Origin of the sequence: Phenylobacterium sp. (genome assembly GCF_044236515.1) — a bacterium.
In the GTDB taxonomy this organism is placed as follows: Bacteria; Pseudomonadota; Alphaproteobacteria; order Caulobacterales; family Caulobacteraceae; genus Phenylobacterium.
In genome coordinates, this window is sequence record NZ_JBIIGK010000012.1 from 1 (window position 1) to 11831 (window position 11831).

7 protein-coding genes and 1 tRNA gene are annotated in these 11831 nt (G+C 71.6%); 3 read left to right on the plus strand and 5 right to left on the minus strand.

The features are described from left to right. Positions 1–553: RlmE family RNA methyltransferase (locus tag ACILRF_RS02460; RefSeq protein ID WP_395670682.1), on the minus strand; the 553-nt coding region annotated here is incomplete at its 3' end. Next, positions 550–1626 carry a Ppx/GppA phosphatase family protein gene (locus tag ACILRF_RS02465; RefSeq protein ID WP_395670683.1) on the minus strand — a complete coding sequence of 359 codons (1077 nt, stop codon included), beginning with the start codon at positions 1624–1626 and terminating at the stop codon, positions 550–552. The genes ACILRF_RS02465 and ACILRF_RS02460, both read right to left, overlap by 4 nt. 170 nt (positions 1627–1796) lie before the next feature. Here ACILRF_RS02465 and hspQ point away from each other — a divergent pair, with 170 nt between their 5' ends. Together hspQ and phhA are read left to right on the plus strand one after the other, a co-directional pair. Next, positions 1797–2126 (plus strand): heat shock protein HspQ, encoded by a 330-nt coding sequence (gene hspQ / locus ACILRF_RS02470; RefSeq protein WP_395670684.1) that lies wholly within the window; start codon positions 1797–1799, stop codon positions 2124–2126. Positions 2127–2208: 82 nt separating this feature from the next. Next, the gene (gene phhA / locus ACILRF_RS02475; protein WP_395670685.1) at positions 2209–3012 is read left to right on the plus strand and encodes a phenylalanine 4-monooxygenase; all 804 of its coding nucleotides are present in this window, start codon (positions 2209–2211) and stop codon (positions 3010–3012) included. On the opposite strand, the gene ACILRF_RS02480 is transcribed toward phhA, so the two are convergent. Beyond that, positions 3009–7184, minus strand: coding sequence for a translocation/assembly module TamB domain-containing protein (locus ACILRF_RS02480; protein WP_395670686.1), 4176 nt, complete (start codon positions 7182–7184; stop codon positions 3009–3011). The two genes, phhA and ACILRF_RS02480, sit on opposite strands and share 4 nt — an antisense overlap. Next, positions 7181–8974: an autotransporter assembly complex family protein gene (locus tag ACILRF_RS02485; protein ID WP_395670687.1), complete on the minus strand. Its 1794-nt coding sequence runs from the start codon at positions 8972–8974 to the stop codon at positions 7181–7183. Before ACILRF_RS02485 ends, ACILRF_RS02480 begins: the two co-directional genes overlap by 4 nt. 339 nt (positions 8975–9313) lie before the next feature. Here ACILRF_RS02485 and ACILRF_RS02490 point away from each other — a divergent pair, with 339 nt between their 5' ends. After that, complete coding sequence (locus ACILRF_RS02490; protein ID WP_395670688.1) at positions 9314–11566, plus strand: family 16 glycosylhydrolase; 2253 nt, start codon at positions 9314–9316, stop codon at positions 11564–11566. A gap of 135 nt (positions 11567–11701) precedes the next feature. On the opposite strand, the gene ACILRF_RS02495 is transcribed toward ACILRF_RS02490, so the two are convergent. Beyond that, positions 11702–11776: transfer RNA gene (locus ACILRF_RS02495), tRNA-Lys, on the minus strand. Between the last annotated feature and the right edge of the window lie 55 nt (positions 11777–11831).

The following is an 11831-nucleotide window of genomic DNA, read 5'->3' on the forward strand; positions in this document are numbered from 1 at the left end:
AGCTCCCGCCCGGTTTCAGCACCTCGACGGCGAAGTCGCGCGCCGCTTCGATCAGGCCGACGATGCGCAGGTGATCGGTTTCGCGGTGGCCGACGGTGTTCGGGGCCATGTCGGAGAGGACGACGTCTGGCGGGCCGCCGAGCAGTTCGATGAGGCGCGGGCCGCAGGCCGGGTCGGTGAAGTCCATCTGCAGAATATGGGCCGGCGGCAGCGGCTCGACCGGCAAGAGGTCGACGCCGACGATGTCGGTGACGCCCTTCTGGATGGCGTATTGCGTCCAGCCGCCGGGCGCCAGGCCGAGGTCGACGACGCGCACGCCCCGGCGGAACAGGTGAAAGCGCTCGTCGATCTCGCTGATCTTGAAGGTCGCGCGGCTGCGATAGCCAAGCGCCCGCGCCTTGGCGGCGAAGGGATCGTTGATCTGGCGCTCCAGCCAGGCCTGCTGTGACGGCGTGCGCTGCTTGGCGGTCTTGAGCCGGGCGGGTTTCGCCCGGCCCTCGTCGCTGCCGCCGGTCGGCGGCTTCACCATACGCTTGCGGGGTGGTTCGGTCATTCGGCGGCGGCCTTGCTGCGCGGGCGGCGACGACGGCGACGGCGTCCGTTGCGCTCGGCCATGAGGGAAAGGAGGATACCTTCACGCAGGCCGCGGTCGGCGACCCGGACGCGCGAACAGGGCCAGAGTTCCTGGACCGCCTGGAGGATCGCGGCCCCGGCCAGCACCAGGTCGGCGCGATCGGGTCCGATGCACGGCTGGTCGGCCCGCTGTTTCGGGCTGAGCGCCAGCAGGCGGCCCGCCGCGGCCTCGCACTCGGCGCGGTTCATCCAGATGCCATCGACGAGATTGCGGTCGTATCGCGGCAGGTCGAGGTGCATGCCGGCGAGGCTGGTGATCGCCCCGGAGGTGCCGATCATGTGGGCGCGGTCCGCCTCGAACACCGGCCGCATCGCATCGGCCCGACGGAAGGCCCCCATCTCGGCCTTGACGCTGTCGACCATCGCCCGAAACCAGGCCTCGGTGCCCTGCTCGCCCTCCGGGAACTTCTCGGCCAGGGTGACGACGCCGATCGGCACCGACAGCCAGGCGCGGATCGGCGGGGCGCCGCTCGCCGGGGCGCCCTTCAGCTCGACCCAGGAAAGTTCGGTCGAGCCGCCGCCGACGTCGACGACGAGAGCGGCGTCGGTAGTGCGGTCCAACAGGTTCAGGCAGCCCTGTACCGAGAGCCGCGCCTCTTCCTGTGGGGTGATGATCTGCAAGGCGAGGCCGGTTTCGTCCTGCACGCGGTCGATGAAGGCCTGGCCGTTCTCGGCCATCCGGCAGGCCTGGGTGGCGATGGCGCGCAGGCGCACGACCCGGCGGCGGCGGACTTTCTCGGCGCTGACCTTGAGGGCGGCGAGCGCGCGGTCCATGGCGGCGTCGGACAGCCGGCCGCTCTGGCCGAGCCCTTCGCCCAACCGGACGATCCGCGAATAGGCCTCGACGACGCGGAAACCCGCGCCGGAGGGGGTGGCGATCAGCAGCCGGCAGTTGTTGGTGCCGAGATCGAGGGCGGCGTAGCAGGGCTGTTCGCCCGCAGACCTCCCCCGGCCGCGCCACCTTGCGCCGGGCGCGCTCGGCGCCTCGTCCATGGACCGCATCCGTCCTTCGCAGGCGTCGCCCGTCCGCGCCGCCTCACTTCACGGCGACCTTAGCAAGGCCGCTGGCCGGCCGGAAGCACGGGGTTTGTACGGAGTTTATGTACGGCCGGCGAACGCCTACGTTCACCTTCCGGTCAGGAGGAAGGAGGTAGATTCGCAGCATGGACATGCAATGCGCCAAGTTCGCGATCGGTCAGGTGGTTCGCCACCGCCTCTATCCGTTCCGCGGCGTGATCTTCGACGTCGACCCGATGTTCGCGAACACCGAGGAATACTGGCTGTCGATCCCCGAGCACATCAGGCCGCCGAAAGATCAGCCGTTTTACCACCTGCTGGCCGAAAACGAGGAAAGCTCTTACGTCGCCTACGTTTCCGAGCAGAACCTGGTGCCGGACGACACCGGCCAGCCGGTCGGCCACCCTCAGACCCAGATGCTGTTCGAAAGCTTCCGCGAGGGGCACTACCAGCTTCGTCCCCGCATCAGCCACTAAGGCGGCATAGCCTTCCAGGCGAACGCCCCGAGGGGCGCGGAAAAGGCCGGAACTTCCCAGCGAGCGGCGCCATTGTTGCGTCATGAGCGCCGACGGCATGACCGGCGGCCCGCCCCCTTCGGGCGCACGGGCCGACTGGACGATCGACCAGGCCTGGGACCGCTACACCGCCGACGAGCACGCGGTGTGGGTGAAGCTCTATGAACGCCAATCCCGGCTGCTGCAGGGCCGCGCCTGCGACGCCTACCTGCGCGGCCTCGACGCCCTGGATCTGCACGACGCCGGCATTCCCGACTTTCGACGTATCAACGGCGAGTTGGCGCGACTGACCGGCTGGCGGGTGGTGGCGGTCCCCGGCCTCGTGCCCGACGAGGTGTTCTTCGATCACCTGGCGAACCGACGGTTCCCGGCCGGTCAGTTCATCCGCCGGGCGGACCAGCTCGACTATCTGCAAGAACCCGACGTCTTTCACGACGTGTTCGGCCACGTGCCGATGCTCACCGACCCGACGTTCGCAGACTACATGCAGGCCTACGGCGAGGGCGGCCGGCGGGCGATGGCCCTCGGTCGGCTGCACAACCTGGCGCGGCTCTACTGGTACACGGTGGAATTCGGCCTGCTCGCCACCCCGGAGGGCCTCAGAATCTATGGCGCGGGCATTGCCTCGAGCGCCGCGGAAAGCATCTATGCGCTGGAGAGCCCCGCCCCGCGCCGCCTGCCCTTCGACCTTACGGACGTGATGCGCACGCCCTACCGAATCGACGACCTGCAGGCGCTGTACTTCGTCGTGCCGTCGCTTCAGGCGCTGCTCGATGTGACGCTGCAGGATTTCGGCGCGATCTACGACCAGCTCGCCGCCCTGCCCGACCTGCCGCTCGACGCCTAGTAGTCGCGCCGCCAGCGCACCGCTAGGCGCGTGCCACCCTGGCCGGTCAGCCGCGAGAGGATCGACAGGTTGCGCCGCACGCGCCATTCCACCTGCGCCGCCGAGCCTTCGCGCCCGCCGCCGATGATCTCCAGATAAACGTCGTCGGTCAGGTACTTGCCGCCAGCCACGGTCATCGCCGTATCGCCGCCGCCGGCAAAGGCCAGACGGTCGAGACCCGCGAAGTTGCGCAGGTTGCCGATCACGTCGAAGCCGCCGCCGCTGGCCAGGGCGGAGATCGCCGACGCCAGTTGCGCCGCCTCGACCGGCGACAGCTGCGAGGCCGAGCGGCCGAACAGCACCTGGGACAGAACCTCATCGTTCGGCAGGCTGGGCGTCGAGGTCAGGGTGACCTCAGGCCGAGCGGCGGTGCCACGGATGCGGACGACGGCGATCAGCGTCGGGTCTTCGCGGGTTGCCGAGAGGTTGAGACGGATCTCTTCCGGCCGCGTGGAGAGGCTGACTTCGCCCTCGTCGTCGAACTCGAAGCGCTTGCCGGCGAAGTCGTAGTCGCCGCGCACGATGCGAGCCGTGCCGCCGAGTTGCGGCCGGGAAGTCGTGCCCTGCACCCGGGCGTTCAGCGCCAGTTCGACATCGAGGCCCCGGCCGCGCAGGAACACCCGCCCCGGGGCAGTCAGGCGCACGTCGAGCGCCCAGCCGGAGCCGCGCCGGACCGGCGGCGGCAGGCCGGCGTCGAGGGCGGGCGGGCGATTGCGCTCGACGACGTCCATCGCCACCACGCCGGACGGAATCGGCAGGTCGGCGGCGACGTCGGCCCGGTCGATGGTCAGATTGCCGGCGAGGCGCACGCGTCCGTCGGCGCCGCGGTCGATGGTCACCGGCCCGCTGGCGGAGGCCGTCGCCTGGTCGTTGTCGATCAGGCGGAAGCGCCGGAGGTCGAGGCGGAAGGTGGAGACACCGTCGGGGGCAAGGCTGATGCGGCCGGCGCCGGACACCTCGCCGCCATGGCCGTCGGCGCCCTCGGCGCGGGTGACGTTCACGGCCGATTCCGAGAAGTCGGCGCGCAGGGTGACCTGGCGCAGGGACAGGCCCGTCGGGCCGTCGTCGAAGCGGCCGCCGGTCATCTGCAGGCCACCCGTGGCGCGGGGCGAGGCCAGGGTTCCGCCGAGGGTTCCGGAGGTGGAGACCTGGCCGGACAGGCTGCGCTCGCCGCCGACCAGCAGGTCCCACAGCGGCCGGACCTCGCCTTCGGCCGAGAACCGTCCCTGCATCGGTCGCCGGCGGGCCACGGCGAGGCGGAACGGCGCGGCGGAGGCCTCGGCCGGCAGGGTCAGGGCGGCGCTGGCCTTCAGGCCGTCACCGTTGGCGGCGGTCGCTTCGAGATTGAGGGTCGAGCCGGCGAGGCGTCCGCGCACCGTGGCGTCGAGACCCGAGGACGCCGGCGCGCCGCGGCCCCGCGCGCCGGACAGTCGGGCGTCGATGACGCCGGCCAGGGCCTCGCCCTGGCCTTGCAGGCGCACGACGCCCTCGATGTCGCCGGCGAGGTCGACGTCGAACAGCCCCAGGCCAAGCCGGGCGACCCGCGCCTGGATATCGGCCGCGCCGCCGGAGAGCCGGCAGTCGACGTCGATCCGCCCGCCGTCCGCCGACGCCAGCCGCAGGCGCGCCGTGCGCCCGCCGGGCTCCATGCGGAAGACCGCCGTCTCGACGGTGCGCAGGTCGCGAGCCCCGAGCCGGGCCGTTCCGTCGAAGGTCGCGGCGCGCACCCCGCCTGACCCGGTGATCACCCCGCGCCCGGCGAAGCCCCAGCTCTCGGCGCGCGAGCGACCTTCGGCCTCGGCGGCGTACGGCAGCCGGTCGAGCGGGCCTTGTGCGGAAAGTCTCGCCCGGCCGATCAAGGGCGCGAAGCCGCGGATGCGGGCGTTGGCGGCGGCGAGATCGAGGTCGGCGCGGGCGCCGCCCGGCGCATCGACGATGCGCACCGTCCCGCTGACCGACCCGGCGTCGAGGAAGGCCCCCGGTCCCATCGCGATCCGCAGGTCGGCCGCCGAGGGCGTTCTGCGCCGCAGGGACAGCGATCCGTCGGCCCGGAGGCCGCCGGCGTCGGCGGAGAGGTTGGCGAGGTCGATGCCGCCGTCCCGGAACCGGAAGTCGGACCGGGCGCGAGCGGGCCCTTGCTGGCTGTCGGCGGCGATGGCGACCGCGCCGCTGGAGCCGTCGGGCCGGCGCAGGAAGCTCAAGGTGATACGGGCGTTGCGCAGCGGCAGGCGCGGCAGGTCGATCTCGTCGACCTGGGCGGTCAGGTCGGCGCGCGGGGCGTTGAGCGCGCCCGTCAGGGCGCCGCCGCCGCGGATCTTGCCGGCGATCTCGACCGGCCCGGCGCGGAACGGCCCGGCCGCGCTCCAGTCGACCTTGAACTGGAGCCGGCCGTCCGCGCCCAGGACGCCGGCTGTCGAGGCGTCGAGCGCCGCGCCGTCCACCGCCGCGCGGGCGACGGCGATCCGCCGGCCCTGGAGGCTGGCCTGGCCGGTCAGGCGGGGCTTTGGGCCGAGCAGCCGGTCGAGCTCGGCATAGCCGGTGGCGAAGCCCTGACCGCGGGCGTCGACCTCGACCACCCAGGCCCGACCCGCCGCCGACTGCTGGGCCGACCAGGTCGCCGTCGCGCCGCCGGCGGCGCCCGGCCGCGCCGCCGCCAAGTTGGAGACCTGCGCCTTGCCCTTGAAATTGAGGCCGCCGAGCAGGCCGCGGCTGCCGGTAGCGTCGACGTCCAGGCCGCGGCCGTCGATGCGCAGGTCGCGCAGCGACAGGCGGCCGTCGGCGAGGCGCGCGGCTTCCAGGCTGGCGCGCGGCGCCCCGCCCATCATCGCCGCGATCCAGCCGCCGCCGGTCCCGCCGCGGCCGGCGATGTCGGCCTCGAGGCGATACTCACCGTTGTCGGCCTCAATTTCGAGAGGGCCCGAGATCTGGGCCAGGCCATAGCCGCCGAGTTGCAGGCGCGAGACGACGCCGGTTCCGGCGAACCGATAGTCGCCGCCCCGCCCGGTCAGCACACCCTGGACGCGGGCTGCGCCCATCTGAGGGCCGCCGGTCATGCGCGACAGGGCCGCCGAGGTCGCCGTGACGGTCAGGCCGCGCGGCCCGATCTGCCGGCGGCCGAGATCGCCCAGCCCCTGCGCCCGCAGGGACAGGTTGTCGGCGCGCAGGGCCGCGTCGAGGGCGTAGAGGTCCTTCTGCGCCTTGCGGCCCGAGAGGTCGAACCCGATCTCCGGTCCAAGCCGTGCGGACCAGCGCGTGGTCAGGCGCGAGGCGGCCAGGCGCAGGCGGCCCTGGGCGCGGCCGCCATCCGGCGTCCAGGCGCCCGAAGCCTCCAGCGGGGTCAGGGCCCCGGACCGGGCGATGGCGTCGAAGCGCCCCTGCGCCGTCCGCCCCTCGGCCCGCAGACGCAGGGAGAACGGCTGGTCGACGGCCAGGCCCAAGGCCCCGGCCAGGGCCCCGCCCTGCGCCTCCAGGGCGTCGGCGCGCAGGTGCAGCGGCCGGTTCTTGGAGAGGTCGAATTCGACGTCGAGCAGGTCGCCGGGATGCAGGAGGCTGGTGGCGTGAAGTTGCCCGCGCCGGCCGCCGCGTCGCTCGATGTCGAGGGTGAAGTCGAGGTCGTAGACGCCGCGTCGTCCGCTGAATGCCGGCAGCATCTCGACGCCGGCGTTGCCGCGCTCGATCTGGAAGGAGACCGGAAGGCCGCGGTCCTTGCCCTTGGGCGTCAGGGTCGGGCGGCGCAGAATGCGGATCGACTGGGCTTGAATCTGATCGGCGTAGAACCGGCGACGGAAAAGCTCGGCGTAACGCCACTGGAGGCTGACGTTGTGAGCCTCCAGCCAGACGCCCTTCTCGTCGCGGATGGTCAGGCGGCGGACCTGGAAGTCGCGCCAGATGTCGCCGGAAAGGCCCTCGAGCTTCAGCCGGCCGACCCGGCCGATCTTCAGGCCGTCGGTGCGCGCCTCGATGAGCAACCGGGTCTGCGGCAGCAGGACGCCGTAGCGCGCGCCAGCCAGGATCGCCGCCAGCAGCACCAGCACCGCCAGACAGGCGGCGACGATCGCCTTGGGCGCCGCCGAGCGCCGCAGGACGGGCGACGTCTCGGGAGCGTCCTCAGGCTTGTCCGCGGGCGCGCTCAAAAGCTCTGCCCCAGACTGACGTAGATCTGGAACGGCGCGCCCCCCCGCCGCTTGCTGACCGGCGTCGCCACGTCGACGCGGACCGGCCCGAAGTTCATGTGATAGCGGACGCCGATGCCAGCCCCGATGGCGAAGTCGCCGAAATCCGGCGTCTGGTCCGAGCCGACCGAGCCGGCGTCGACGAAGGCGGCGGCCTCCCAGCGCTCGGTGACCTGGCGGCGCAACTCCACAGAGGCCTCGAACAGCGAGGCGCCGCCCTGAGGGTCGCCGTTCTCAAGCTGCGGGCCGACCTTCTGGTAGCCGAAGCCGCGCACCGAGCCGCCGCCGCCGGCGTAGAACCGCCGCGAGGCCGGGATCTGCGGGATCTGACCGTTGGCGATGCCGCCGAGCCGCAAACGACCGGCGACGACGGTGCGCAGCTGCTTGTCCAGCGGCTGGTAGACCGAGCCTTGGGCGACCATTCGCAGGTATGGCAGGTTCGTCTCGCCGACGATCATAGTCGGCTCGGCGCGCAGGTTCACGCGCCAGCCGCGCCGGGGGTCGAGGGGATCGTCCGAGCGGTCGAGGGCAAAGTCACCGAGCGCGCCCAGCGTGACGAGGTCACGACCAAGCGGCGTCAGGGTGCCGATCCGCAGCTCCTCGTTGCGGCTGAGGTCCAGGGACAGACCGACCGTGACATAGGACCCCTGGACCAGCGAGGTCACCCGGCCGAACCGGCGCGTGACGTCGGCGCGCACGCCGATGCCGGTTTCATCGAACGCGTTGGTTCGAATGCGATAGGCGGCGGCCCCGGCCGTCAGGGTCTGCTGCGGCCGACGCCAGTGCGGCAACGCCAGCGTCGGCGCGAGTCGCGAATCCCGTTCCGACAGCCGCCCCAGGACGCTGAGGGTGTCGGCGCGGCCGATGAAGTTGTACCGGGTCCAGCGCGCTTCGGCCCCGAAGCCGTCCTCGGTGGCGTAGCTGCCGCCGAGTTCGAGGGTGCGACGCTTGCGCTCGGCGAGGCTGACCACGACGGGCCGCAGCCCCCCGGCGGTTCGGCGGTCGGCAGGCGCGAGGGCCACCGTGACGCTGTCGTAGACGCCGGCGTCGAGGAGCCGGCGTTCGAGTTCGGCGACGTCGTCTGGATCGTAGGCGTCGCCTTCGCGCCATGGGGCGAGGCGGCTGACCCAGGCGAGGTTGGTGCGGCCGTCGGTGGTGAGGTTGACGCCATCCAGCCGAACCAGCTCGCCGGCCGCGATGCGGTAGGTGGGGCGCACGGTGCTGTCGGCGTGATCGACCACCACCTCGCGGGTCTCGGCGCGGACGTCGGCGTAGCCGCCCTGCTGGACGGCGGCGACGGCGCGGCCCTCGGCCCCCACCACGTCGGCGGCGCGGCCCGGCTGTCCGGGAAGAAGCGCCAGGGCCTCGACGGCGGCGGTGGCGATCGGCGCGTCCGGGGCGGCGCCGACCCAGTCGATGCGCGGGTCGGCGAGCGCGAACCTCGGGCCCGGAGTGATGCGCACGACGGCGGCGGGGCTGTCGCCCTCCCCCACGTCCGGTTCGACGATGTAGGCGTAGTAGCCCTCGGAACGCAGCGCGGCGATGGCGTCTTCGGCGGCGGCGCGGGCCCGTCGGCGGGCCTCGAAGCGGTTGCCGGCGGTGCGGTCGGTCTCGCCGATGGCGCGCTCGATCACTTCGCGCAGGCTAGAATCGAGGTCGCCGATGACGACAGCGCGCGGCGCCGCCGCCGCGGGCGCGGCCTGAAGGCAGAGGACCGCAGAAGCGGCCGCGGCGCACGCCAGTCGACTCAAAGCCTTGATTCCCAGGCCCCCGTCGCCCGGTTTAGCCCTGGCCGGACCGACTGTCACGGCGCGTTGGACGCGGCGGGCGGGGTGATAGCGAAGCTTGAATGGAGCCGCGCGAGAACAGCTTCACTATAGTTCGCGGCTACTATCCGAATACGGCCTGATTTGGGCCGAACAGCGTGGCAACGGGTCACAAAAGCTTTGGCCGCGCAGTCAAAGCGTGACCGGAAACTCATGTTGCTGCGTCGAAATGTCCCCTCTACCTAGAAACGGCTCAGGGGGGGACGCCGCCGGTATGGCCGTCGGTTCTTCCACACAACCACACAGAACCGGCAGGGGTTCCGCATGGCTTATCGAAACTTCGCGGGCGCGCTGCTGCCCGACACCAACCAGGCTGGCGTCCGCTATGTGAACGGCTCGTGGGCCGACGAATGGCTGAGCGGATCGGACGGCCCCGACCAGTTCGAAGGCGGCGGCGGGCGAGACACCCTGGCCGGCGGCGGCGGCGACGACTTCTACTGGGTGCGGGACACCCGCGACCGGGTCGTCGAGTACGGCGGCGGCGGAATCGACACCGTCAAGATCTGGTCGTCGTACACCCTGTCGCCGGAGATCGAGAACCTGATCGTGTTCGGTCACGGCAGCTATGCCGCCGGGAACGACAGCAACAACATCATCGAGGGACTGGACGGCGACCAGTTCATCTATGGCGGCAAGGGCGCCGACGTGCTGGTCGGCGGCTCGGGGGCCGACACCTTCCTGGTCCGGCAGGGCGAGGGGGCCAAGGTAATCCAGGACTTCCAGTCGTGGAGCGACAAGATCCGGCTGATCGGCGGCCAGCTGAACACCTTCGACGAGGTGAAGGCGGCGATGAGCCAGCAGGGCGCGGACGTCGTGCTGACCGACGGCGGCACGCAGGTGGTGTTCCGCAACGCGTCGATCGGGCAGTTCGCGGCGCGCGACTTCCAGCTGCCGATCGACATGGGGACCCTCGGTCCAGCAACGTTCAGCGACGACTTCAACAGCCTGCAGACCGGCTCGGTCTGGAAGACCAACTTCGGCTACGCAGGCGACGGCCTGAACAGCTTCACCCTGCCCCGCAACGGCGAGCAGCAGGTCTATGTCGCGCCGGACTTCAAGGGGACGACCGGCGCGCCCATGGGGCTCAATCCGTACAGCGTCGATGGCGGCGTGCTGACGATCACCGCCCAGCCGGCCAGCGGCGACGTGTCCGGGAAGATTTGGGGATACCAGTTCACCTCCGGGATGCTGGATTCCCATCACGAGCAGACCTACGGCTACTTCGAGATCCGCGCCGAGTTGCCGCACGGCCAAGGCCTGTGGCCGGCGTTCTGGCTGCTTGGGCCGAACAACAACGAGATCGACATTCTCGAAGGCCTCGGCTCCAACACCAAGGTCCCGTACAACGCCATCCACTCCAACAGCGTCCCGGCCGCCGGACTGCAGAACTTCGTGCCGGACGACAGCGGTTTCCACACCTACGGGGCGCTGTGGAACGCCCAGGACATCGTTTTCTACGTCGACGGGGCCGAGGTCTGGCGGACCCCGACGCCCAGCGACATGCACAAGCCGATGCACATGATCGTCAACCTGGCGGTCGGCGGTAACTGGGCCGGCGCGCCGGACGGCACGACGCCGTGGCCGGCGCAGATGAAGGTCGACTACGTCAAGGCCTGGGGCCTGGGCGATCCGAACAGCACGCCGCCGGTCGGCACGCCCGCGCCGACGCCGACGCCCGTCCCGCAGCCGGATCCGGCCCCCGTCCCGCCGCCGCCCGGCGCCGGGCAGGTGCTGACCTCCGACAGCTATGCGGACGTGCTGTCGGGCGGGGCCGGCGGGGACACCTTGGTCGCCGGCCAGGGTCCTGACCAGCTAACCGGCGGGACCGGAGCGGACACCTTTGTCTTCAAGGCGCCGCCCTGGGTGGCGGGCAGGATCACCGACTTCCAGCTCGGCGTGGACCGGCTCGATCTTTCCGCGATCCCGAACCATGGAGCCGTGAGCTTCGCAGGCGACGGGGCCGGTGGGACCCGGGTCATGGTCGACGTCGACGGGACCGGCGGCGAATGGCCGTTCCACATCGTCACCCTGAACGGCGTCGCCCCGGAAGGCTTGAGCGCGGCGACGGTGTTCGGCCAGGGCGCCGCGGCGCCCGCGCCCCCTCCGCCCGCGCCCCAGCCAGGCTCGACGGCCACAGGCCAGGTGCTGGTGTCGGACAGCTATGCCGACGTGCTGGTCGGCGGCGCCGCGGACGACACGCTGAGCGCGGGCCAAGGACCGGATCGCCTGACCGGCGGCGCCGGCGCGGACCGCTTCGACTTCGACCTACTGCCCTGGGTCGCCGGCCACGTGACGGACTTCCAGCCGGGGCTCGACAAGCTCGACCTGCGCGGCCTGGTCAGCCGGTACAGCGGCGGTGATTTCCTGCGCGACCTCGACTTCATCGCCGACGGCGCTGGAGGCACGAAGGTGCAGCTCGACGTCGACGGTCCGGGCGGCGGCGAGTGGCCGTTCTTGCTGACGACTCTGGACGGGGTCGCGCCGAACAGCCTTGGCCCGGCCGACGTGATCTTCTGACGGAGGGGCGCTGCGGCGGGAAAGCGCTCTTACGACGACGCTTTGACCCACGGTCCGGATGGGGCCGAGATGGCGCGCCCGAGGGCCGTCGTAGCCCGCCGCAGCGGACCGAATTTAGGATGGGATCGAGAGGAGTGGTAGGCCGGCTGGGATTCGAACCCAGGACCATTCGATTAAAAGTCGAATGCTCTACCACTGAGCTACCGGCCCGCATCGCGTCGACGGTCGCAGACCGGGGGCGAAGCGGCGCGGACCCTAGGCGGCG

What these genes read in the sequence shown, in the direction of transcription:
- hspQ (WP_395670684.1), top strand. Translation starts at nt 1,797, where the DNA reads ATGGACATGCAATGCGCCAAGTTCGCGATCGGTCAGGTGGTTCGCCAC.
- ACILRF_RS02465 (WP_395670683.1), bottom strand. Translation starts at nt 1,626, where the DNA reads ATGGACGAGGCGCCGAGCGCGCCCGGCGCAAGGTGGCGCGGCCGGGGG.
- phhA (WP_395670685.1), top strand. Translation starts at nt 2,209, where the DNA reads ATGAGCGCCGACGGCATGACCGGCGGCCCGCCCCCTTCGGGCGCACGG.
- ACILRF_RS02490 (WP_395670688.1), top strand. Translation starts at nt 9,314, where the DNA reads ATGGCTTATCGAAACTTCGCGGGCGCGCTGCTGCCCGACACCAACCAG.